This window comes from Nocardia sp. NPDC056952, from assembly GCF_042674185.1.
Taxonomy (GTDB): domain Bacteria; phylum Actinomycetota; class Actinomycetes; order Mycobacteriales; family Mycobacteriaceae; genus Nocardia.
The window spans coordinates 57,179-79,593 of the sequence record NZ_JBHURA010000001.1 but is presented as its reverse complement, the minus strand read 5'-3'; the positions used below and the strand labels follow the sequence as shown (position 1 = coordinate 79,593).

Genomic DNA, 22,415 nt, shown 5'->3' with positions numbered 1-22,415 from the left:
GCGGTGGAAGAGTCGGAGCCCCGACCTCCCGCGCAGGCGTCGAAACCCGGGTGCGGATCATGTTCCGCATCGGGTGAGAGGGAACCCGGTGAGAATCCGGGACTGTCCCGCAGCGGTGAGCAGGAACGACCGCCGTCATCAGCACTGGGCTGCACGCCTGGGAAGCGACGGCCAGTAGGTCGGTCGATCACACGACCGGTGCCCGCGAGTCCGAAGACCTGCCGACTGTGCCGGATACGCCGTATCCGGCGGCCACCGCCTCGTGGATCGGGCGCGCGGACCACCGATGCCGACCTGTCGGATCTTTTCGCGACTCTGTCGGCTGTGTGGCGTGTGCCCGCGAAAAGGCGGCGGCTCTCCCTGCACGACACTGGAGAATCTCCGTGACTGTTTCGCATACCCCGTTCACCGCAACGGTTCTCGGTCTACCGCGAGTGGGCCCGAACCGGGAACTCAAGCGCGCCACCGAGTCCTACTGGGCGGGCCGCGCCGATGCCGCGCATCTGCACGCGGTCGGCCGTCAGCTCCGTCGCGCCCAGCTCACCGAACTCGCCGCGGCCGGATTGGATTCGGTGCCGGTGGGCACCTTCTCCTACTACGACCAGATGCTCGACACCGCGGAGCTGCTGGGCGCACTGCCGGCGCGGGTCGCCGCAATCGCCGATCCGCTCGACCGCTATTTCGCGGCCGCGCGCGGCACCGACGCGGTCGCTCCGCTGGAGATGACCAAGTGGTTCGACACCAACTACCACTACCTGGTGCCCGAAATCGACGCGGCCACCACCTTTTCCCTGCACCCGGGCAAGCTGCTGACCGAACTCGACGAGGCGATCGAGCTCGGGGTCCCCGCACGGCCGGTGGTGATCGGTCCGATCACCTTCCTGAAGCTCGCCAAGGCCGTCGACGGCGCCGCGCTGGAGCGGCTGCCCGAGCTCGTGCCGCTGTACCTCGACCTGCTGGCCCAGCTGGCGGACGCGGGCGCGCGGTGGGTACAGATCGATGAGCCGGTGCTGGTCACCGACCTGACGGAGGCGGAGCTCGCTCTGGTCGGCCAGACCTACGGTGCGTTGTCGGCCGCGCAGAACCGCCCCGCGATCCTGGTCGCCACCTACTTCGGGCACCCCGATGCCGCACTGGCGGCGCTGGCCGACACCGAAATCGAGGGTATCGCTCTCGATTTCACGGCGGGCGCCGTCGTCTCGGCGGTCGCGGCACTGCCCGCGCTGTCCCGCAAGCTCGTGGTGGCGGGTGTGGTCGACGGCCGCAATATCTGGCGCGCCGACCTCGACGCCACCCTCGGCACCCTGGACGACCTGCTCGGCAGCGCCGACGCGGTGGCGGTGTCGAGTTCGTGCTCGCTGCTGCACGTGCCGTATTCGCTGACCCCGGAGACCGGGCTGGACGAACGGCTGCGCTCGTGGCTGGCCTTCGGCACCGAGAAGGTCGGCGAGGTGCGCGTCCTGGCCACCGCCCTCACCGCGGGTGCCGACGCCGTCGCCGACGAGCTGGCCGCGGCCCGCGCCGCCGCCGACTCACGCCGGACCGATCCGCGTCTGCACAACGACCAGGTCCGCGGCCGGCTGGCCGCGCTCGACGAGAACGACCTGACCCGCTCCCCCGCCGACGAGCGTCGCGCCCTGCAGCGTGATCACCTCGACCTGCCGGTGCTGCCGACCACCACCATCGGCTCCTACCCGCAGACCTCGACCATCCGGCTGGCCCGTGCCGCGCTGCGCAAGGGCGAGATCGACCACGCCGAGTACGTGCGGCGGATGCGGGCCGAGATCGCCGACGTGATCACCCTGCAGGAAAAGCTCGGTCTCGACGTGCTGGTGCACGGTGAACCCGAACGCAACGACATGGTGCAGTACTTCGCCGAACTGCTCGACGGTTTCGCCGTCACCGAGGCGGGCTGGGTGCAGTCCTACGGCACCCGCTGCGTGCGTCCGCCGATCCTGTTCGGCGATGTCACCCGGCCCGAGGCGATGACGCTGTCGTGGATCGGGTACGCCCAGTCGCTGACCACCAAGCCGGTCAAGGGCATGCTCACCGGCCCGGTGACCATTCTGGCGTGGTCGTTCGTCCGCGACGACCAGCCGCTGGACGACTCGGCCCGCCAGGTCGCGCTCGCCATCCGGGACGAGACCGTCGACCTGGAAGCCCAGGGCGCGCGGATCATCCAGGTCGACGAGCCCGCCCTGCGCGAGCTGCTGCCGCTGCGCGCGGCCGAACAGCCTGCCTACCTGCGGTGGTCGGTGGACTCGTTCCGTCTCGCCACCGCGGGCGTCGCCGACACCACCCAGGTGCACACGCACCTGTGCTACTCGGAGTTCGGCGAGGTCATCTCGGCGATCGCGGGCCTGGACGCCGATGTCACCTCGATCGAGGCGGCGCGCTCGCACATGGAGGTCCTCGACGATCTGAACGCGGCCGGTTTCGCGCTCGGTGTCGGGCCTGGCGTCTACGACATCCACTCGCCGCGGGTGCCGTCGGTCGAGGAGATCACGATCTCCCTGTCCGCAGCGCTGAAAGCCGTTCCGGCCGAACGGCTCTGGGTGAATCCGGACTGCGGCCTGAAGACCCGCGGACCGGTGGAGGTCGAGGCGTCGCTGCGCAATCTGGTGACGGCCGCCGCGGCACTGCGCTGACCGACGGGAGCTGACCACCGCGACGGTGAGCGGCACACAGACCACTGCCCCGGACGGAGATTTCCGTCCGGGGCAGTGGCTCGGTTCAGCTCGCCCTGGCGACCGGAACCGCACGCTGGGCCACGCCGTGATACTCCGACAGCGGCCGGATCAGCGCGTTGGCGGCCGACTGCTCGGCGATGTGCGCGGTCCAGCCGGTGATCCGGCTCATCACGAAGATCGGCGTGAACATCTCGATGTCGAAGCCCATCAGGTAGTAGGCAGGCCCTGCCGGAAAGTCGAGATTCGGCGCTATGCCGGTCTTCTCGGCCATCGCGGCGGCGAGTTCGTCGTACATGCGGACCCAGTGCTGTCCCCCGGTCACCGCCGCGACCTCGTCGAGGGCCGCCTTCATCGTCGGCACCCTGGAGTCGCCGTTGCGGTACACACGATGCCCGAAGCCCATCACCTTGCGCTTGGCCTCGAGGGTTTCGGCGATCCACGCCTTCGCGTGCGCGGGGTCGGCGATCTCCAGCATCGTGTGCATCACCGCCTCGTTGGCGCCGCCGTGCAGCCGCCCTTTCAAGGCGCCGATCGCCGCCGTGATGGCGCTGTAGGAGTCCGAGCCGGTGGAGGTCACCACGCGAGCGGCGAAGGTCGAGGCGTTGAAACCGTGCTCGGCGTAGAGGATCAGCGAGATCTCGAACGCGCGCACGATCCGCGGATCCGGTACCGCGCCGAAGCACATGTACAGGAAATTCTCCGCGAAACCGAGCTGGGAGTGCGGTGCGATCGGGTCGAGCCCCCGGCGCCTGCGCATCGCCGTCGCGATCACCGTCGGCAGCAGCGCGGTCAATCGCAGTGCGGAGTCCAGCCTTTCGCGCTCACTCGTGCTCTCGGAGGCCGCGTCCTCGGTGCCGAGGTAGCTCACGACCGTGCGGACGGCGTCCATCGGGTGGCAGGTCTGCGGCATCTTCTCCAGCAGGGCGAGCACCGACCGATCGATCCGGCGCTGGGCCCGTTCTCGCTGGCAGAGCAGTTGCAGCTGACCGTCGTCGGGGAGTTCGCCGTACCACAGCAGGTAGGCGACCTCCTCGAAACCGCAGCGCGCGGCCAGGTCCTGTACCGGGTAGCCACGGTAGGTCAGCGAGTTGGTCTCGGCGACGACCTTGGAGATGCTCGTCGTGTCGACCACCACCCCGGCCAAACCCTTGGCGATGGCGGGTTGCGTTGTCTGTCCGCTGGTCATGGCGTCACTCACTCACCGTGAAGTCGAAGATGCCGGAGTCGAATGCGTTGTAGTGCCGGTAGCCGAGCAGTTCGTAGAGCCGAGACCGGTGCTGCATCCGGTCCAGTAGTGCTGATTGCGTTCCAGCCGTGGCTATCTCGCGCAGACCGTCTTCGATCGCGCCCATCGCCAGGCGCAGCGTGGTGACCGGGTAGATCACCGCGTTGTAGCCGAGGTCGGTCAGTGTCCGCGCGCTCAGCAACGGCGTCTTGCCGAATTCGGTCATGTTCGCGAGCAGCGGGACATCCACGGCGGCACGGAACTTCGCGAACTCGGCCTCCTCGGCCAGCGCCTCGGTGAAGATCAGGTCCGCGCCCGCGTCGACGTAGGCTCTCGCCCGCTCGATCGCCGCGTCGAGACCCTCGATCGCGCGCGCGTCGGTGCGGGCGCAGATCACGAAGTCAGGATCACGGCGCACCGCCACCGCGGCCCGGATGCGGCGCACCATCTCGGCGGTGTCGACGACCGCCTTGCCGTCGAGATGGCCGCATCGTTTCGGGTTGACCTGGTCCTCCAGATGGCAACCTGCCAGGCCCGCGTCCTCCAGCAGGGCCACGGTGCGGGCGGCGTTCATCGGTTCACCGAAGCCGGTGTCGGCGTCGATGAGGACGGGCAGATCGGTGGCGCGGGCGATCTGGCGGCCACGCTCGACGACCTCGGTGAGCGTGGTCAGGCCGATATCGGGCAGTGCCAGCTCGGCCGAGATCACCGCGCCCGATACGTAGACGCCGTCGAATCCGATCTCCTGGATCAGCTTGGCCACCAGCGGGTTCACCGCTCCCGGCAGTCGTTGCAGGCGCCCGGAGGCCAGCCCGGCGCGGAAACTCGCGCGCTTCTGCGCGGCAGTGGTGTGCGCGGCGAGCAATCCGGCAACAGTCATCAGAACAGTCCTTCCCGTGCGGTGGGCAGCCGGTCGAACAGCGCGGGGTCGACGGTGAAGCTCAGTTGATCGAGCTCCTCCGCGCCGAGTTCCGGTGTGCGCTGGGCGGCATCGAGGAAACGGTCCTGTTCGGCGGGCGTCACGACACCGTCGGCGAGGACGCGGAACTTCTCGACGTACTGCTCGCGCGCGAACGGCCGCGCGCCCAGTGGATGCGCGTCGGCGACCGCGAGTTCGTCGACGATCACCTCGCCGTTGTCGAGAGTCACCACGGCACGGGCGCCGAAGGCCTTCTCGGCCGGGTCGGTCGCGTGATAGCGGCGCGTCCACTCGGGATCCTCGACCGTGGAGATCTTGCGCCACAGCGCCACCGTGTCGGGTCGCTGGGCGCGCTCGGGCGCGTAGGAGCGCTCGTGATGCCAGGTCCCGTCCTGGAGGGCGACCGCGAAGATATAGGGGAGCGAGTGGTCGAGGGTCTCGCGGCTGGCGTGCGGATCGAACTTCTGCGGGTCGCCGGATCCGGTGCCGATCACGTAGTGCGTGTGGTGGCTGGTGTGCAGCACGATCGAGGCGATGCGGGCGGTGTCGGTGATCCGCTCGCGCAGTCGGCGGGCGAGGTCGATCGGGGCCTGGCTCTGGTATTCGGCGGAGTGTTGCTTGGTGTAGCTGTCGAGGATGGCGCGCTTGGCCGTGCCCGGAGTCGGCAGCGGCACCTGGTATTCGGCATCGGTGCCGCCGAGCAACCAGGCGATCACGCCGTCGGCACCCTCCCAGATGGGCGCCGGCGCACCTTCACCACGCATCGCCCGGTCGACCGCCTCGACGGCCATCTTCCCGGCGAACGCCGGGGCATAGGCCTTCCAGCTGGAGATCTCGCCCTTACGGGACTGCCGGGTGGCAGTCGTGGTGTGCACTGCTTGGCCGACGGCCTGATAGATGGTCTCGGTATCGAGACCGAGCAGCGTGCCGATGCCCGCGGCGGCCGACGGGCCGAGGTGAGCGACGTGGTCGATCTTGTGTTCGTGCAGGCAGATCGCGCGCACCAGGTCGATCTGGATCTCGTAGCCGGTGGCGAGCCCGCGGATCAGCTCGGCGCCGGACCGGCCCGTGTGCTGGCCGACGGCCAGAATCGGCGCGATGTTGTCGCCCGGATGCGAGTACTCCGCCGCGAGGAACGTGTCATGGAAGTCGAGCTCGCGCACCGCGACCCCGTTCGCCCACGCCGCCCACTCGGGTGAAACGCGCTGCGCGCCGGGCAGTCCGAAGACGGTGGCGCCGTGGCGTGACGAGGCGGCGGACAGTGGATGGGCCGACGCCTGCGCGCGGGCGGTGCGGACCGGACCGCGCAGGACCGACGCCGCGGCCACCGCGGCGTTGTCGATGATGCGGTTGACGATCATGTCGGTGACCTCGCCGGTCACCGCCACCGGATCGGTGGCCACCTCGGCGATCAGCGTGGCCAGATGCTGTGACCGCGGAAAGTCCTCGGCGGCCCCGACGCTGCGAACGATATGGGTTTTCATTGCCATGGTTCGCACGCTACGCACTGGATCTATCGCTGGATATGGGCTGAACAAGCGTATTTTTGCGTGCGATGGGCGACAGATCAGCAACTATTGCGAAGATCGGCGATCACCGCCGGAACGGTGATACCGAAGCGCTATGGTTGATTCTCCCGGCAACCACGCAGAGAACGCGCGGGCACCCTCGGCGGCAATTCGGTCACCGCAGCCCGAGGTCGCACCTGCCGCCGACCGCGACTTCGCATGTTACGCACGGGTAGACACAGGTAAAATCCCTTGCGGGACTGGACTTCTCCCGAGGCATTCGCCACTTTGAGCAAACATTGCGAACAGCTCGCGTTAGGATCTGCGACGTGCGGAAGATGTACGCGGGGGCCAGGCTACGAAGGCTGCGCGAAGAACGGCGGATGACCCAGGCAGCGCTCGCGAAGTCGCTGGACCTCTCACCCAGCTATCTCAATCAGCTCGAGCGTGATCAGCGCCCGCTGACCATTCCTGTTCTGCTGAAACTCAACTCGACCTTCGACCTGGACGTGCAGTTCTTCGCCGCCGACTCCGACGCGCGGCTGGTCTCGGACCTGCACGAGGTACTGGTGGAAGCCGCGGGCGGCGGCGACACCGCCCCGATCACCGAGGTCGAGGAACTGGCGACCCGGCTGCCCGAGGTGGCGCGCATCGTCATCGCGATGCACCGGCGGTTGCGCGCGGCGACCGACCAGCTCGACCTGCTGTCCTCACGCGTCGACACACCGGCCGGCGCGCCGGGCACCCCCATGCCGTACGAGGACGTACGCGATTTCTTCTACGACCACCGCAACCACATCTCGACCCTCGACCATGCCGCCGAGCAGCTGTTCGAGGAATCCGGTCTGAGCATCGGCTCGCTGGATCGTCAGCTGGCCAGGATCGCCGAGGAACGCGCGGGCGTCACGGTGCTGGTCCGCGGCGACGGCGCCGACCCGGCCATCCCGAAACGCCACTACGACCCCGACACCCGAACCCTCACCCTGGCCAGGCGACTGCGCCCCGGGCAGCGTGCCTTCCAGATCGCGACCACCCTCGGCCTGCTGCTCTACGGCCGCGAGATCGACAACGTGCTCGCCGAATCCCGGGCGCTCACCGGCGAATCCCGCACCTTGGCCAGGGTCGGGCTGGCCAACTACTTCGCCGGCGCGCTGATCCTGCCCTATGGCCGGTTCCTGCGCTCGGCCGAGGAACTGCGCTACGACGTCGACCTGCTCGCATTGCGGTTCGAAGTCGGCTTCGAGACGGTCTGCCATCGGCTCAGCACACTGCAGCGGCAGGGTCAGCGCGGCGTGCCGTTCTTCCTGGTGCGTACCGATCGGGCCGGCAATATCTCGAAACGCCAGTCCGCCACCGCGTTCCACTTCTCCCGCGTGGGCGGCAGTTGCCCGCTGTGGGTCACCCACGAGGCGTTCGCGCACCCCGGACGCATCCTCACCCAGATCTCGGAGATGCCCGACGGCCGCCGGTACCTGTGGATCGCGCGCACCACCCCCGCCGCCGCGCAGGGATTCGGGGCGGCGTCGAAGAACTTCGTCATCGGACTCGGCTGCGACATCGAATACGCCGACCGGCTGGTGTATTCACAGGGGCTGCAGTTGGACGATCCACAGGTCGCGGTGCCGATCGGGGCCGGGTGCAAGGTGTGCGAGCGACCGTCGTGCCCGCAACGCGCGTTCCCGCAGATCGGGCGGCCGCTGTCGGTGACCGAACACACCAGCACCGACCTGCCGTACCCGCGTCTACCTCGCTGATACCGCGCGGGTGTCAGGACTTGGCGAGGTATTCGATGCGTTCGCCGTCGACGGCGGCGTGCATCATGCCCGCCAAGCCCGGATGATTCACCAGACCCGGGTCCTCGGCGACGACCTGGCGGGCGAGTTCCTGTGCGGCGGTGATCACCTCGAGGTCGTCGAGCAGCGAGAGCAACCGCAACGACCGGGCGGTACCGGACTGCGCCGAGCCGAGGACGTCACCTTCGCGGCGCTGCCGCAGGTCGAGCACCGAGAGTTCGAAGCCGTCGGTCGTCGCCGCCACCGCCTCCAGCCGCGCCATCGCGGTCCCGCCCGGCGCGGCATCGGTGACCAGCAGGCACAGGCCCGGATGCTTGCCTCGGCCGATGCGACCGCGCAGCTGGTGCAGCTGACTCACCCCGAACCGGTCGGCGTCGACGATCACCATGACGGTCGCGTTCGGCACGTCGACACCGACCTCGACGACCGTGGTGCAGACCAGCACGTCGATGGCGCCGTCGTTGAACTGGCGCATCACGTGGTCTTTTTCGTCGGACGGTAGCCTGCCGTGCAGCAGCCCGACGCGCACACCGGAGAGCGGACCGGCGCTCAGCGTCTCGTACATCTCCACGGCGGCCGCGGTGGTCGGCCCTTCCTTCTCTGCCTTCTTCCCCTTGGCCGGTGGCGCGTCGGGATCCTCGCCGATGCGCGAACAGACGACATAGGCCTGTCTGCCCTGGCCGACCTCCTCGACGATGCGCTCCCAGGCACGATCCACCCAGCCCGGGTGCAGTTTGCGCGGAACAACTTTCGACACGATCGGTGAACGGCCCTTGGGCAGCTGGGTGAGCGTGGAGGTTTCGAGATCGCCGAGTGTCGTCATCGCGATGGTGCGCGGGATCGGGGTCGCGGTCATCACCAGCAGGTGCGGGCTGATGCCGTCTTTCGCCTTGGCACGCAACGCGTCTCGCTGTTCGACTCCGAAGCGGTGTTGTTCGTCGACCACCACGAGGCCGAGGTCGTAGAACTCGACGGCATCCTGGATCAGCGCGTGGGTACCGATGACGATGCCCGCCTCACCGGTCATCGCGTCCAGTAGGGCCGCCTTCTTCGCGGCCGTCGACATCGATCCGGTGAGCAGCACGACCTTCGTCGAGTTCTCCGCGGCGCCGAGTTCGCCGGCGTTGCCGAGGTCGCCGAGCATCGACCGCAGCGACCGATAATGCTGGGCGGCGAGGACTTCGGTCGGCGCGAGCAGGGCGCATTGACGCCCCGAGTCCACGACTTGGAGCATGGCGTTCAGCGCCACGATCGTTTTGCCCGAACCCACCTCACCCTGCAGCAGGCGGTGCATCGGGCGGGTGCGGGAGAGGTCTTCGGAGATCTCCGCGAGCACCTGCTGCTGGCCTTCGGTGAGCTCGAACGGCAAGCGCTCGTCGAAGGTGGCGGCGATGCCGTCGGCCGAGGGCGGGCAGGCGGGGGCGGTGCGGCCCTCCACCTCGTGGCGGCGTTCGGCCAGCACGAGCTGCAAGGCGAGCGCCTCATCGAAACGAAGCCTGTCCCTGGCCTTCTCGATATCGAGCTTGTGCTCAGGGAGGTGGATCAGGCGCAGCGCTTCCGAGAGCGGAAGCAGTCGGCGCTCCTCGCGCAGGTCGGCGGGCAGCGGGTCGTCGATGGGGTCGAGCTGGTCGAGTACCTGGCGAATGCAGGCGAGCAGGTCCCAGCTCTGGACCTTCGCGGTCGCCGGATACACGGGGACGAATTCGCGCTCGAAGAACGAGGCATCCACTCCGCCCGCGCCTTTCGCGCTCTGCGCCAGCCCGCGCAGCGCGCCGCTGCCGCGCACGGAGGTGAGTTCCTCCACGCCGGCTTCGGCCTTGTCGGGCAGGATCAGGTAGTCGGGGTGCGAGAGGTTCCAGCGGTCGGGACGCCACCAGTGCACGGTGCCCGACATCATCGCTCGCACACCTTCTTTCACCAGATACCGCACCTTGTCGCCGTTGAAGAAGGTGGCTTCCAGTGGACGCTGGGCGCCGGTGTCGAGCTGCACCTTCAGCAGGGAGCCGCGCCGGTTCTTCATCGGGCGCAGTTCGGTTTTCGTGATGCGACCGATGACGGTGATGTGCGCACCCTCCTCCGGCTCCTCCTCGGTGAGGGGCTGACCCTGCGTGGCGTAGCGCACCGGATAGTGGCGCAGCAGATCCTCGACGGTGGTCATGTCGAACGCCTCGGTCAGCCGGTCGGCCGCCTTGACGCCCAGCACATGGTCGAGCCGGTCACTCAACGTCGCCATCTACTCGACCCCTATCTGCACCAGATCCGCTTGCTGTCCACCGGAATACACGACCACCTCGACGCCGGGGAAACCGGCCGTCACATGCTCGGCGAGCACCTGCGCCAGCTCGGGCCCCGTATCGGCGCCCATCAGCAGCGTCACCAATTCCCCACCGAGACCGAGCATCCGGTCGAGCAGGATGCGTCCCGCGCCGACCACATCGGGGTCGATCACCACCACATCCTGGCCGACGAGCCCGAGTCCGTCACCGGGAGAACACATTCCGACCATCGTCAGGGCCCGCACCCGGGCAGCCCGCAGGGCACCCCACCGCATGGTCGCCGCAGCCTCCGACATCGCGAACGCGTCATCCACCGCGATCCGTCCGCGATCGTGCACCGCCAGCGCCGCGAGGCCCTGCACCATCGACGCGCTCGGCAGCAACAACACATCACGCGACCCGTCACGGGCGGCCACACCGACGGCGACGAGTTCCTGCGCGGGCAGGGCGCCGTTGGGCAACACGAGCACTTCACGATGTGGCATCCGCCGAATCGCGGTCAGCAGAGTGCTCGTATCGACCTGCCGATCCCCGCGCAACACCACCGCGCCGGCGTCTTCGAACAGGCGCGTGGCGGCAGCGCCGGCGACCACCGCCAGGACGCCGCGGTCCGCGAGGACATCGCCGGCGGTGTGGTCGCCGACGGCGCGGCCATCTCCGGTGGCGGATACGACGTCTCGGCCCACGGGACGGGACAGTCGATTGCCAGTACCACTCGCAACCGCCTCACACAGCGCGGAGGCGTCGCGCGCGCTGTCGCTGCCCCGCGCGTGCTGAGTGGCGAGCCAGTCGGTGCCGTGCTCGTGGTGGCCGCGGTGGGGTGCGGTCACCGCGAAACTCTCGATCCGAATGCTCGTCACCGTGCCCACCGCGAGCCCGGCCTCGATCGCCGCCCCCGCGTCGCGGCAGTGCACATGGGCCGACCAGGTGCTGTCACCGTCGCCGACCACCACCACCGAATCACCGAGAACGGCGAGTCGATCGCGCAGCCCACCCGCGGCGGTCTCGTCGGTGCCGGAGATCACGTACATGACCTCGAAATGTGGATCAGCGTCCCGATCACGATGATCGTGGTCGTCGCGGGTGTCGAGTATCCGGCGCTCCCGGCCGTCGGAATCGGCCTCCCCCTCGTGTCCGTGATCGATGTCACCGGACCCGCCGGGCAGCGTCACTGCCTGCTCGTTGCCGTCGTCCGGCCGCCGATGCGGCCCCTGGTCCGCCCGCTCGCCCCGCGTGTACCTGACTCGCGCGGGTGCCTCACCGCAGACCTCGGTCACGAGGCAGTCGAGCAACACCAGCAGCCCGCGCGCCCCCGCGTCGACGACTCCCGCCGCGCGCAGCACACCCAGCTGGGTCGGAGTCCGGCTCAGTGCCCGCGCGGCACCTTCGGCGGCGGCGCGGGCCACCTCTTCCAGGGAGGGTTCGGCGACCTCGGCGGCCGCGGCGGCGGCGCGGTCGAGAACCGTCAGGATCGTGCCCTCGACCGGGGCACTCAGTCCCGTGCGCACCAGCACGGCCGACCGCCGTAATGCCTCCTGCAGCCGCACACCGGTCAACGGACCAGCGACAACGGCCTCCGCGATCCCGCGCAGGACCTGCGACAGGATGATGCCCGAGTTTCCGCGCGCGCCCGTGGTGGCACCGCGGGCCAAGGCCTGGGCGACGCGGTGGGACGTGGCGTCCTCCGCGTCGAGCACGGCCCGCTCGGCCGTCGCGACCGCGGCTCGCATGGTGGCGAGGAGGTTGGTCCCGGTGTCGGCGTCGGCGATGGGGAACACGTTGAGCGCGTCGATCTCCGCGCGGCGTAGCTCCAGGTCGGTGCGGCAACCGCGGGCCCAGACCAGCAGATCGGGGCCGTCGAGAGACTCCCGCACGTGCGCCACCGCCACCTCGCTCCCCGTTCTGCGTACCCGCGCGCCGAGCACGCACGCCAGGTTAGCGGCAGCTACCGACCGGGGTACGCTGACCTCGGACGGGCCCTCAGCCGGGCTGTGCTCGGCAGGTCGACCGGGATACCCGGTTTGGAACTTCGAGGCCCGGCCCGCTAGTCTTGCAGGGTTGCTTTGTGCGGCCCACGTGGGTCTGCGCTGGCCGACGACAGTCGGCAAGGCATTTGACGACATCAGTTTCCGGTTCAGCGGGCATACGTGCGCCGCTGTCCGCTTATGACATGAAGGAGCTCGCGACATGGCTGCCGTTTGCGACGTCTGCGCCAAGGGCCCCGGTTTCGGGAAGTCGGTCTCGCACTCGCACCGGCGCACCAACCGTCGCTGGAACCCGAACATCCAGACCGTGCGTGCGCAGGTTGCCCCTGGCAACACCCGCCGGATGAACGTGTGCACCTCCTGCCTCAAGGCGGGCAAGGTCGTCCGCGGCTGATTTTCAGCCCGTACATTCTGCCGACAATGCCCCGGCACCCCTCGTGGGTGATCCGGGGCGTTGTCGTACAACGGCCCCGCGCCGTCGAACGAGCGCGCCGTGTCTGACTGGCGGATCGCGCCGCTCACGGCGAACCGGGTCGCCGAACTCGCCGCGTGCCACATCGCCAGCTGGCGTGAGGCCTACGGTGCGCTCGTCCCCCGCCACATCCTCGACGGCTTCGACCTCGAACGCTCCGCGATCAATTGGGAACGTCGTCGTGCCGCGGGCACCCACCGATTGCCGGTCGCGCTGGCCGGCGACCGCCTGGTCGGTTTCGCCGCCGGGCGGGATCGGCCCGTACCCGACCGCCCGGCGGACCGGTGCCCGTCCACCGAGGCCGAACTCGAAGCGCTCTACGTCCGCAGCGCCTGGCACGGCACCGGCATCGCCGACGCCCTGATCGACGCGGCCGCACCCGGATCGCCGTGCACCCTCTGGGTCTTCGCCGACTATCCGCGTGCCCACGCCTTCTACCGCAGGCACGGCTTCACCGACACCGGCAACCGCCGCACCGACCCGTTCACCCTGCTGCCCGAACAATTGTGGCGACGCGAGCCGGGTTAATGTGACGCCATGAGTACCACCGAACCGGTCGCCGCCGCCGAGATCATCGACGGCGTGCTCCAGCTGACCATCGCCACCTCCGCCGCGGGCACCTCGATGGATTTCGACCTGATCAACGCGGGCACCGCGGCCCTGCGCGCCCTCGACCCGTCGGTCGGCGCGATCCTGCTCACCGGCGCGGGCGCGAACTTCTGCGCAGGCGGCAATGTCCGCAATTTCGCCGGGGCCGATGACCGCGGCGCCTATCTGCACCAGCTGGCCGACGAACTCCACGAGTTCGTCCGCGCGCTCGCGGCCGCCCCCGTTCCCGTGATCGCCGCGGTGCAGGGCTGGGCGGCGGGTGCGGGCATGAGCCTGGTCTGCGCCGCCGACATCGCGATCGGTGGGCCCTCCACGAAACTGCGCCCCGCCTACCCCGGCATCGGCCTGTCCCCCGACGGCGGCATGTCCTGGCTGCTCCCCCGCATCGTCGGCCTGGGCCGCGCCAGCGAGATCCTGCTCACCGACGCCGTCCTCGACGCCGACGAAGCCGTCCGCCTCGGCATCCTGAGCCGCACGGTCGCCGACGACGACATCCGCGCCGAAGCCCTCCGGCTGGCACAGACCTTCGTCAACGGCCCCCGCGCCACCTACTCGGCCATGAAAAAACTGCTGGCCCAGTCGCCTACAGCGATTCTGGACCAGCAGCTGGACGCCGAACGCGACAGCATCTCGGCCGCCGCGAACAGCGACACCGGCCGCGAAGGCGTCGACGCCTTCGTAGGCAAGCGCAAGCCGAACTACGTCGGCCTCACCTAGAAGCCACCAACTCCGACGTAGAAGTCACCAACTCCCGCGACTGAACTGACCACCCGGCGCGACCAACGCCACGCCGGGTGTCAGCCACCACGGGTTTTCGGCCGCCTCGCATCCGAAGGGCGAGACGGAACGCCGAAGGCGCAGTATCGCCCTTCGGATGCGAGGCCCTCAGGGCCGAAAACCCCGCGGCGCCAGCCGCTCTAACACGCAGCACCGAGGGCGCTGAAGGTGTTCTGCAGCAGGCAGGTCACCTTCGCGTTCACGCCCGAGGAGATGGTCGAGGTGCCGGTGGAGGTCCATTCCTCGCCGACCTGAGTGGTGGCCACCGGCGCGGCCTGCTCGTTGTAGGGCTCGAGCTGCAGGCCTGCGGCGGTGGCCGAGCCCGCGCCCGCGGTGATGGCGGCGGCGACGGCGGCGGTCGCGAGGGCAGCGCGAACGGTGGAGATGTGCATCGGGTTGTGCTCCTTCATCATTCTCTTCTGGTGCGGGCGACGCCCCGGGTCAGGGCAGCCGCCAGTCGACGGGGTCGGCGCCGAGTTCGTCGAGCAGTTCGTTGACCCGGGAGAACGGTCGTGAACCGAAGAACCCGCGCGAGGCGGAAAGCGGTGAGGGGTGCGCCGATTCGACGTAGGGCACCTCGGCGGCGACGAGTGTGGGCTTCAGTGAGCGGGCGTCGTTGCCCCACAGCACGGCCACGAGCGGCTCGTCACGGTCGACCAGCGCCCGGATCGCCTGCTCGGTGACCGCTTCCCAGCCTTTGCCCCGGTGCGAGGCGGGCGCGCCGGGGGTGACGGTGAGTACCCGGTTCAGCAGCAGCACACCCTGATCCGACCAGGGGCTCAGGTCTCCACAGGTCGGCGTATCGAAGCCGAGGTCCTTGCTGTATTCGGCGAAGATGTTGGACAAGCTGCGTGGAACCGGCGAAACCTGCGGTGTGACAGAGAAACTCAGTCCCATCGCGTGGCCCGGTGTCGGGTACGGATCCTGGCCGACGATCAGCACGCGCACCGCGTCGAACGGGCGCTGGAACGCGCGCAGCACGTTCTCCCCTTCGGGAAGATAGCCGCGGCCCGCCGCGTTCTCTTCTCGGAGGAACTCGCCCATTTCGCTGATGCGGTCGGTGACCGGCTCCAGTGCCCGGGCCCAGCCCGGATCGATGATCTCCGACAGTGGTTTGGCACCCATGACCGCACAACCTATCGTTCGTCGCCGGTGGGCGTGGCGTCCGCCCCACGGAACGATTCCCAGCCGGTGCCGCCGGTGGGTGCCACGCCGTCGACCGTGACGCCACTGCCTGCGGTTACTATGCCGATCGGCCGCCAGCCCGCGGGGAGCGCCACCTCGGCCGGCCAGGTTCCGGCGAAGGCGTGGTCTTCGCCGCCGGCCAGAATCCATTGCGCGGCATCGGCATCGAGCAATTTCGCGAGGGCCGACAGTTCGGGGTCGGTCAGTGCCGCGCTGTGCACGTCGATCGCGACGTGCGAGGCGGCGGCGACATGCCCGAGGTCGGCGAGCAGTCCGTCGGAGACATCGGTCAGGGCGGTCGGGGGGTGCGCGCCGAACGCGTCGATCACCGCCGCGTACGGCGGCTGCGGAACACGATGTGTCGCAAGGGCGTAGGTGAACTCGGGATCGGTGAGGTCCGCGTCGCCGGTCAAGACGGCCAGCCCGGCGCCGGACCAGCCGAGTTCGCCTGCCACGGCGACGATGTCACCGGCCACCGCGCCCGAGCGGGTGATCGCGGGCTGTCCGCCGAGGTCGCCGAACGCGGTCACCGAGACGACCAGCTGATCGCTGCGCACCAGGTCGCCGCCCGCGATGGAACCCCCGGCGCGGCCGGCCTCGATCCACATTCCGTCGGCGATCCCTTCGACCACGGACACGGGGGTGTCGGCCGGGCAGCCGAGCGCGACCACGAACGCGGTAGGCCGCGCGCCCATCGCCACCACATCGGCGGCGTTCTGGGCGATCGCCTTGCGGCCGATGTCGACGGGCGAGGACCAGTCGAGGCGGAAGTGTCTGCCTTCGACGAGCATGTCGGTGCTCACCACGAACCGCCCATCGGGCGCCGCGACCAGCGCGGCGTCGTCACCGGGGCCGAGCAGCACGTGCGCGGCCTGCTCCCGACCGGCGTTGATCCGGTCGATCAAGGCGAACTCGCCCAGCTCACGCACCGTCTGCGGACGGCTGTCCTCGCTGATGACCGACCCCTTCCCGCTGTGCTGCTGACCGACGAAATCGCCCCGACGGTACCCTTTCGGAGGCGATCGGGCACCACCGACGGTGCAGGCGGACCAGCGAACGGAAGGACCACACAGCTATGGCGGACTCGACACCGGAGGATCGCGACGAGGCGACCGCTCCCGACGACACCGCCGCTGCCGACGCGATTTCGTCCGACGCTGAGCCGACGTCCGACGACTCACCGTCGTCCGGCGAAGACGTCCACCCGGAACCCGCCGTCGAGCCCGGCCTCGCCGACGACACAGACAGCGACGCGGACGATTCGGATTCCGGCGACGAGGACTCCGACGATGCCGACCTCGAGTCACACCACTCCCCCGCGCTGATCGCCACCGCGGTCGCCCTGCCCGTCGTCTTGATCGTCGCCGTCCTGGTCGCCGCCTTCATCGCCCTGCGCGCCCCGGTCGAACGCGAACCCCTCGCCCTCGGCCCGGTTCCGGCTCCCGCGGCCGACGGCCCCGCCTGTCAAACACTGCTCCCGGCCCTGCCCGCCGATCTCGGCGACTACACCAAGTCGACCCTCGTCGAACCCGCCCCGCCGGCCACCCGCGCCTGGCAGCTCCCCGACGGCGGCGACCCCATCACGCTGCGCTGCGGCCTCGACCGCCCCCTCGAGTTCAACCGCGCGTCACCGTTGACGGTGATCGACGGCGTGAAGTGGTTCCAAATCCGCGACGAGGTCGGCAAGACCGGCACCTGGTTCGCCGTCGACCGCGAGACCTACATCGCACTGACCGTCCCCGACGGCTCCGGCACCAGCGGGGTGCAGACCGTGTCCGACATCATCACCGCGAATCTGCCCGCACGCGAACCGACTCCGGGCGAACTCTGAGCTAATCGACTGGCGCCGTAGAGCTTTCGTGCACGACCCCGCCGAAAGCCCTGCGGCCGAACAGAACTACCGCAGCCCGGTTCCGCGCGCGAGCGCCGTCTCGATCAGCGTCGACACCAGCGTCGGGTAGTCGATACCGGTCGCTTCCCACATCCGCGGGTACTGCGAGATCGGCGTGAAGCCGGGCATCGTGTTGATCTCGTTGATCACCGGACCGTTCTCGGTGACGAAGAAGTCGACCCGCGCCAGCCCCTGGCAGTCCAGCGCGCGGAACGCACGCACCGACAGCTCCCGGATCTCGTCGGCGACGTCGTCGTCGAGCTTGGCGGGCACGTCGAATTCGCACACGTCGTCGAGGTATTTGGTGGCGAAGTCGTAGAACTCGGGCGCGGCCGCGTCGGCATCGGGCATGCGGATCTCGGAGACGACGCTGCCACGCACCTCACCGTCGGCGAATTCCAGTACGCCACACTCGACTTCGCGTCCGACGATGCCCGCTTCGATGATCACCTTGGGGTCGTGCGCGCGGGCGGCGGCGATGGCCGCGGCGAGATCGGCCCAATCGGTGATCTTGGTGATGCCGATCGAGGAGCCGCCGCGCGCGGGCTTCACAAAGGCGGGCAGGCCGATCCGGGCCCGGTCGGCCTCGGACAGGGTCTCGGTGCCCGGCCGCAGCACGACCTGCACGCCGACGGGCAACGACTCGGCGGCCAGCAATTTCTTGGTGAACTCCTTGTCCATGCCCGCCGCGCTGGCCAGCACGCCCGCGCCGACATAGGGAATCCCGGCCAGTTCGAGCATGCCCTGCAACGTGCCGTCCTCACCGAAGGGCCCGTGCAGGATCGGGAACACGACATCGACATTGCCGAGGACGTCGCTCGAGTCGAGAGCGACCAGCGCACCGGAGCGGCCGGGGTCAGCGGCGAGCGTGAGGGCGGTTCCCGACGCGTCGACCTGTGGTTGCACGCCGTGGCTCAGCGCCAGCTCGCCGATCCCGTCGGCCAGTACCCAGCCGCCGGTCGGGGTGATGCCGATCGGCACCACCTCGTAGCGGGTGGGATCGAGGTTGCGCAGCACACTGCTCGCCGACACGCACGAGACGGCGTGCTCGCTGCTGCGCCCGCCGAACACCACAGCCACCCTGATCCGTTCCGTCATGAACGTCACCGTAGTAGGTTCTCGCCGCCATGGCGCTATCGCCCTTACTCGGGCTTGATCCGCCTGCCGAGCAGGCTGCCGACCGCCTCGCTCACCGATAGCCCCTCATGACACACCCTGTGCACCGCGTCGGTCAGCGGCATCTCCACCCCGTGCTCGGCGGCCAGCGCCCGCACCGATGTGCACGACTTCACACCTTCGGCCACCTGCCCATTGGTCGCTTCCTGCGCGGCGCTCATCGTGCCGCCCGCACCGAGGGCGTACCCGAAGGACCGGTTGCGCGACAGCGGCGAGGTACAGGTAGCCACCAGATCGCCGACACCCGCCAGCCCGGCCAGCGTCACCGGCTGCGCGCCCAGCGCCACCCCGAGCCGGATCACCTCGGCGAGCCCGCGCGTGATCAGGCTGGCCGCCGTGTTGTCGCCCAATCCCATTCCCGACGCGATGCCGCAGGCGAGCGCGATGACGTTCTTGCACGCACCGCCGATCTCGCAGCCGATCACATCGGTATTGGTGTACGGCCGGAAGTACCCGGTGGCACACGCGCGCTGCGCGACCCCGGCCCGCTCGGTGTCGGAGCAGGCGATCACCGTCGCCGCGGGCTGACGTTCGACGATCTCGTGCGCCAGATTCGGACCCGACAACACCGCGATGCGCCCCGGCTCGGCCCCGGTGACCTCCGCGATCACCTGACTCATCCGCAGCAGCGTGCCGGTCTCGATCCCTTTGGCCAGACTCAACAGCGTGGCGTCGGACCCGATATCGCCCTTCCACAGATCCAGATTCGCCCGCAACGATTGCGACGGCACCGCCAGCACCACCAGATCCGCCCCGTCCAGCGCGACCCGATGGTCATCGGTTCCCCGCACCGGCGGCAACTGCACGCCGGGCAGGTAGAACGGATTGCGGTGCTCGGTGTCGAGCGCCTGCGCCACCTCGGGCCGCCTGGCCCAGATCGTCACGTCTGTCCCCGCCTCGGCCAACACCTTCGCGAACGCCGTACCCCACGACCCCGCACCCATAACCGCCGCCCTCGTCATCAGCCCAATATGCCATGCAAGGATCGGAACCATGCACACCGTGCACGCCGTGATGGCGGTCAAACACATCGGCCGGGCCAAGAGCAGGCTGGCGAACGTGCTGAGCACCGAGCAGCGGGCCCAGCTCGTGCTCGCCATGTTCACCGACACCGCCGTTGCCGCCACCGCGGTGCCCGAGCTGTCGTCGCTGACCGTGGTCACTCCCGATCCGCTGGTCGCCGCCCGCGCGCACGAGCTCGGCGCGCACGTGATCGATGAGCCACCGGCCGGTGCCGACCCGCTCAACACCGCGCTCGCGGCGGGCGCCGCCCACGTGCGCGATCGCCACGGACCCACCGCGCTGCTCGCGCTGCAGGCGGATCTGCCCGCTCTTCGCCCGTCCGAACTGGCCGACGTGCTCGCCGTCGCCGTCAGCGCGCGATCGGTGGTGATCGATCACACCGGTACCGGCACCGCCGCATTGCTGATCCGCGACACCACCGCACCGCTGTCGCCCCGCTTCGGCGCCGATTCCGCGCGCGCACACCGCGACGACGGCGCCGTGCCGCTGCTCGGGCACTGGCCCGGCCTGCGCTGCGATGTCGACACCCCCGAGGATCTCGAGCTCGTCCGCACGCTCGGCGTCGGCGAATTCACCACATCGACCCTGCGTGAATTCGGATTCTCATCGCACAGAAGTGATCCCGTTCGCACCGTGTGCTAGCTGATCGCCACAATCGGACCGGTCGGAACGAATCGTGCAATGTCGTGATGCGCGGCGCCCGTTCCTCGAGGGATGATTGATCTCGTGAGCGATACGGAAACCATCAAGCAGCTGCCCCCGATTTCCCCGCCACCTGCGGCCGCCCTCGCCTCGGGCGGTGACGCGAGCGCGCAGCGGTTGCCCAGAGATCGCTACCTCAACCGCGAGTTGAGCTGGCTCGACTTCAATGCCCGTGTCCTGGCCCTGGCCGAGGACGCCTCGTTGCCGTTGCTGGAGCGAGCCAAATTCCTCGCGATCTTCGCGTCGAACCTCGACGAGTTCTACATGGTGCGTGTGGCCGGCTTGAAACGCCGTGCCGAGACCGGCCTGTCGGTGCGCTCGGCCGATGGTCGCTCACCGTCGGAACAGCTGGAGATGATCACCGCCCGTGCCCAGGAGCTCGCCGAGCGGCACGCGAAGGTCTTCATCGACGCGGTGAACCCGGCGCTGGCCGTCGAGGGCATCGACATCATCGGCTGGAGCGACCTCGACGACGATGAGCGCCAACGCCTGTCGAACTACTTCACCGACCAGGTGTTCCCGGTCCTCACACCCCTCGCCGTCGACCCGGCGCACCCGTTCCCCTACATCTCCGGCCTGAGCCTGAATCTGGCCGTGACCGTGCGCGATACCGGCACCGGCGGTGAGCACTTCGCCCGCGTGAAGGTGCCCGACAACGTCGACCGTTTCGTGCGCGTGCGCCGCACCGGCGCGCCGTCGGCGATCGCGGCGTTCCTGCCGATGGAAGACCTCATCGCCGCCCACCTCGACCTGCTGTTCCCCGGTCTGACCGTGGTGGAGACGCATTCGTTCCGGATCACCCGCAACGCCGACTTCGAGGTCGACGAGGACCGCGACGAAGACCTGCTGCAGGCGATGGAGCGCGAACTCGCCCGCCGCCGCTTCGGCAAGCCGGTGCGCCTCGAGGTCTCCGACGACATGACCGAGCACATGCTGGAGCTGCTGTTACGTGAGCTCGAGGTCGACCCCGCCGATGTGATCCAGGTGCCCGGCCTGCTCGACCTGTCCTGCCTGTGGCAGGTCTACGGTGTCGACCGCCCCGAACTCAAGGACGCGCCGTATGTTCCGGCCACTCCGGCGGCCTTCGGCGAGCGCGAGACCCCGCGCAACGTCTTCGCCGCGCTCCGCGAGGGCGATGTGCTGGTGCACCACCCCTACGACTCCTTCTCCACCAGCGTGCAGCGCTTCATCGAACAGGCCGCGGCCGACCCCCAGGTACTGGCGATCAAGCAGACGCTCTACCGCACCTCCGGTGACTCCCCCATCATCAATTCCCTGATCGAGGCCGCCGAGGCGGGCAAGCAGGTCGTCGCGCTGGTCGAGATCAAGGCCCGCTTCGACGAGCAGGCCAACATCAAATGGGCGCGCGAGCTGGAACAGGCGGGCGTGCACGTGGTCTACGGCCTGGTCGGCCTGAAGACCCACTGCAAGACCTGCCTGGTGGTGCGCCGCGAGGGTTCCACGATCCGGCGCTACTGCCACATCGGCACCGGCAACTACAACCCGAAGACCGCGCGCCTGTACGAGGACGTGGGGTTGTTCACCGCCGCACCGGAGATCGGCGCCGATCTCACCGACCTGTTCAATTCGCTGACCGGCTACTCCCGCAAGGAGGACTACCGCAACCTGATGGTCGCGCCGCTGGGCGTGCGCGCGGGCATCATCGAGCGGATCGATCGCGAGATCGAACTGGCCGGACAGGGTGCGGCCGCCCGGATCCGGATCAAGGCCAACGCGATCGTCGACGAGCAGATCATCGACGCGCTCTACCGGGCCTCCCAGGCGGGTGTGCCGGTGCAGATCGTGGTGCGCGGCATCTGCGGCCTGCGCGCGGGTGTGCCGGGTCTGAGCGAGAACATCGAGGTGCGGTCGATCCTCGGCCGGTTCCTCGAGCATTCCCGGGTCATGGAATTCGGTGCGCAGGAGCAGACCTGGATCGGCAGCGCCGACATGATGCACCGCAATCTCGACCGCCGCGTCGAAGTGATGGTGCAGGTGAAGGATCCCAAACTCGTCGCTCAGCTCGCGCAGGTGTTCGATTCGGCGCTCGATCCGGCGACCCGCTGCTGGATCCTGCTGCCGGACGGCACCTGGCAGGCCAGTCCGACCGATGTCGAGGCCGACCAGGTGCGTGATCACCAGGCCTTCCTCATGCGTCGGCGTCGCCCCGATCAGCCGTGAGCG

18 protein-coding genes and 1 riboswitch are annotated in these 22,415 nt (G+C 69.1%); of the genes, 8 read left to right on the top strand and 10 right to left on the bottom strand.

The window, feature by feature from the left end; genetic code table 11:
• Positions 1-43: 43 nt before the first annotated feature.
• Positions 44-241, top strand: a riboswitch (cobalamin riboswitch).
• A gap of 136 nt (positions 242-377) precedes the next feature.
• Complete coding sequence (gene metE / locus ACFTS5_RS00345; protein ID WP_378628242.1) at positions 378-2,648, top strand: 5-methyltetrahydropteroyltriglutamate--homocysteine S-methyltransferase; 2,271 nt, start codon at positions 378-380, stop codon at positions 2,646-2,648.
• Between the two features lie 85 nt (positions 2,649-2,733).
• Here the strand turns inward: metE and ACFTS5_RS00340 are convergent, their stop codons facing one another.
• Genes ACFTS5_RS00340 through ACFTS5_RS00330 form a run of 3 tightly spaced genes read right to left on the bottom strand, consistent with a single transcriptional unit; the run spans position 2,734 to position 6,318 of the window.
• Complete coding sequence (locus tag ACFTS5_RS00340) at positions 2,734-3,876, bottom strand: bifunctional 2-methylcitrate synthase/citrate synthase (RefSeq protein ID WP_378626321.1); 1,143 nt, start codon at positions 3,874-3,876, stop codon at positions 2,734-2,736.
• A gap of 4 nt (positions 3,877-3,880) precedes the next feature.
• Positions 3,881-4,795, bottom strand: a complete 915-nt coding sequence (gene prpB, locus ACFTS5_RS00335; RefSeq protein ID WP_378626320.1) for a methylisocitrate lyase — start codon at positions 4,793-4,795, stop codon at positions 3,881-3,883.
• On the bottom strand, positions 4,795-6,318 hold the full coding sequence (locus ACFTS5_RS00330) for an MmgE/PrpD family protein (protein WP_378628241.1): 1,524 nt from the start codon (positions 6,316-6,318) through the stop codon (positions 4,795-4,797). Before ACFTS5_RS00330 ends, prpB begins: the two co-directional genes overlap by 1 nt.
• A 353-nt stretch (positions 6,319-6,671) precedes the next feature.
• Here ACFTS5_RS00330 and ACFTS5_RS00325 point away from each other — a divergent pair, with 353 nt between their 5' ends.
• Complete coding sequence (locus ACFTS5_RS00325; protein WP_378626319.1) at positions 6,672-8,096, top strand: short-chain fatty acyl-CoA regulator family protein; 1,425 nt, start codon at positions 6,672-6,674, stop codon at positions 8,094-8,096.
• Between the two features lie 13 nt (positions 8,097-8,109).
• On the opposite strand, the gene recG is transcribed toward ACFTS5_RS00325, so the two are convergent.
• Positions 8,110-10,368, bottom strand: coding sequence for an ATP-dependent DNA helicase RecG (gene recG / locus ACFTS5_RS00320; RefSeq protein WP_378626318.1), 2,259 nt, complete (start codon positions 10,366-10,368; stop codon positions 8,110-8,112).
• The gene (locus ACFTS5_RS00315) at positions 10,369-12,285 is read right to left on the bottom strand and encodes a DAK2 domain-containing protein (RefSeq protein ID WP_378626316.1); all 1,917 of its coding nucleotides are present in this window, start codon (positions 12,283-12,285) and stop codon (positions 10,369-10,371) included.
• Positions 12,286-12,598: 313 nt separating this feature from the next.
• Between ACFTS5_RS00315 and rpmB the strand changes: the two genes are divergently transcribed.
• The 3 genes from rpmB to ACFTS5_RS00300 all read left to right on the top strand — a co-directional run bounded on the left by rpmB (position 12,599) and on the right by ACFTS5_RS00300 (position 14,194).
• On the top strand, positions 12,599-12,790 hold the full coding sequence (gene rpmB, locus ACFTS5_RS00310; protein ID WP_011210730.1) for a 50S ribosomal protein L28: 192 nt from the start codon (positions 12,599-12,601) through the stop codon (positions 12,788-12,790).
• Between the two features lie 99 nt (positions 12,791-12,889).
• The gene (locus tag ACFTS5_RS00305) at positions 12,890-13,396 is read left to right on the top strand and encodes a GNAT family N-acetyltransferase (RefSeq protein WP_378626315.1); all 507 of its coding nucleotides are present in this window, start codon (positions 12,890-12,892) and stop codon (positions 13,394-13,396) included.
• A 9-nt stretch (positions 13,397-13,405) separates the two neighbouring features.
• Positions 13,406-14,194 carry an enoyl-CoA hydratase/isomerase family protein gene (locus ACFTS5_RS00300; RefSeq protein WP_378626314.1) on the top strand — a complete coding sequence of 263 codons (789 nt, stop codon included), beginning with the start codon at positions 13,406-13,408 and terminating at the stop codon, positions 14,192-14,194.
• Between the two features lie 200 nt (positions 14,195-14,394).
• Here the strand turns inward: ACFTS5_RS00300 and ACFTS5_RS00295 are convergent, their stop codons facing one another.
• Genes ACFTS5_RS00295 through ACFTS5_RS00285 form a run of 3 tightly spaced genes read right to left on the bottom strand, consistent with a single transcriptional unit; the run spans position 14,395 to position 16,395 of the window.
• Positions 14,395-14,646, bottom strand: a complete 252-nt coding sequence (locus ACFTS5_RS00295; protein WP_266291645.1) for a hypothetical protein — start codon at positions 14,644-14,646, stop codon at positions 14,395-14,397.
• Between the two features lie 49 nt (positions 14,647-14,695).
• On the bottom strand, positions 14,696-15,379 hold the full coding sequence (locus ACFTS5_RS00290) for a uracil-DNA glycosylase (RefSeq protein WP_378626311.1): 684 nt from the start codon (positions 15,377-15,379) through the stop codon (positions 14,696-14,698).
• An 11-nt stretch (positions 15,380-15,390) separates the two neighbouring features.
• Positions 15,391-16,395 carry a thiamine-phosphate kinase gene (locus tag ACFTS5_RS00285; protein ID WP_378628240.1) on the bottom strand — a complete coding sequence of 335 codons (1,005 nt, stop codon included), beginning with the start codon at positions 16,393-16,395 and terminating at the stop codon, positions 15,391-15,393.
• A gap of 119 nt (positions 16,396-16,514) precedes the next feature.
• Here ACFTS5_RS00285 and ACFTS5_RS00280 point away from each other — a divergent pair, with 119 nt between their 5' ends.
• A complete protein-coding gene (locus ACFTS5_RS00280; RefSeq protein ID WP_378626310.1) occupies positions 16,515-17,270 on the top strand; it encodes a DUF3515 domain-containing protein in 756 nt (251 codons plus the stop codon).
• A gap of 66 nt (positions 17,271-17,336) precedes the next feature.
• Here ACFTS5_RS00280 and ACFTS5_RS00275 read toward each other — a convergent pair whose 3' ends face one another.
• The gene (locus ACFTS5_RS00275) at positions 17,337-18,428 is read right to left on the bottom strand and encodes a D-alanine--D-alanine ligase family protein (protein ID WP_378626309.1); all 1,092 of its coding nucleotides are present in this window, start codon (positions 18,426-18,428) and stop codon (positions 17,337-17,339) included.
• 44 nt (positions 18,429-18,472) lie between these two features.
• Entirely contained in the window at positions 18,473-19,468 is a 996-nt protein-coding gene (locus tag ACFTS5_RS00270) for an NAD(P)H-dependent glycerol-3-phosphate dehydrogenase (RefSeq protein ID WP_378626307.1), read from the bottom strand.
• 31 nt (positions 19,469-19,499) lie between these two features.
• On the opposite strand from ACFTS5_RS00270, the gene cofC reads away from it, so the two are divergent.
• Both cofC and ACFTS5_RS00260 read left to right on the top strand, forming a co-directional pair.
• Entirely contained in the window at positions 19,500-20,171 is a 672-nt protein-coding gene (cofC, locus tag ACFTS5_RS00265; protein WP_378626305.1) for a 2-phospho-L-lactate guanylyltransferase, read from the top strand.
• A 72-nt stretch (positions 20,172-20,243) separates the two neighbouring features.
• Positions 20,244-22,412 carry an RNA degradosome polyphosphate kinase gene (locus ACFTS5_RS00260; RefSeq protein WP_378626304.1) on the top strand — a complete coding sequence of 723 codons (2,169 nt, stop codon included), beginning with the start codon at positions 20,244-20,246 and terminating at the stop codon, positions 22,410-22,412.
• Positions 22,413-22,415 lie beyond the last annotated feature (3 nt).

Bases quoted from the DNA above. Each gene is read 5' to 3' on its own strand.
- ACFTS5_RS00340 (WP_378626321.1), bottom strand. From the start codon at position 3,876: ATGACCAGCGGACAGACAACGCAACCCGCCATCGCCAAGGGTTTGGCC.
- prpB (WP_378626320.1), bottom strand. From the start codon at position 4,795: ATGACTGTTGCCGGATTGCTCGCCGCGCACACCACTGCCGCGCAGAAG.
- ACFTS5_RS00330 (WP_378628241.1), bottom strand. From the start codon at position 6,318: ATGAAAACCCATATCGTTCGCAGCGTCGGGGCCGCCGAGGACTTTCCG.
- recG (WP_378626318.1), bottom strand. From the start codon at position 10,368: ATGGCGACGTTGAGTGACCGGCTCGACCATGTGCTGGGCGTCAAGGCG.
- rpmB (WP_011210730.1), top strand. From the start codon at position 12,599: ATGGCTGCCGTTTGCGACGTCTGCGCCAAGGGCCCCGGTTTCGGGAAG.
- ACFTS5_RS00300 (WP_378626314.1), top strand. From the start codon at position 13,406: ATGAGTACCACCGAACCGGTCGCCGCCGCCGAGATCATCGACGGCGTG.
- ACFTS5_RS00295 (WP_266291645.1), bottom strand. From the start codon at position 14,646: ATGCACATCTCCACCGTTCGCGCTGCCCTCGCGACCGCCGCCGTCGCC.
- ACFTS5_RS00290 (WP_378626311.1), bottom strand. From the start codon at position 15,379: ATGGGTGCCAAACCACTGTCGGAGATCATCGATCCGGGCTGGGCCCGG.
- ACFTS5_RS00280 (WP_378626310.1), top strand. From the start codon at position 16,515: ATGGCGGACTCGACACCGGAGGATCGCGACGAGGCGACCGCTCCCGAC.
- ACFTS5_RS00275 (WP_378626309.1), bottom strand. From the start codon at position 18,428: ATGACGGAACGGATCAGGGTGGCTGTGGTGTTCGGCGGGCGCAGCAGC.
- ACFTS5_RS00270 (WP_378626307.1), bottom strand. From the start codon at position 19,468: ATGACGAGGGCGGCGGTTATGGGTGCGGGGTCGTGGGGTACGGCGTTC.
- cofC (WP_378626305.1), top strand. From the start codon at position 19,500: ATGCACACCGTGCACGCCGTGATGGCGGTCAAACACATCGGCCGGGCC.
- ACFTS5_RS00260 (WP_378626304.1), top strand. From the start codon at position 20,244: ATGATTGATCTCGTGAGCGATACGGAAACCATCAAGCAGCTGCCCCCG.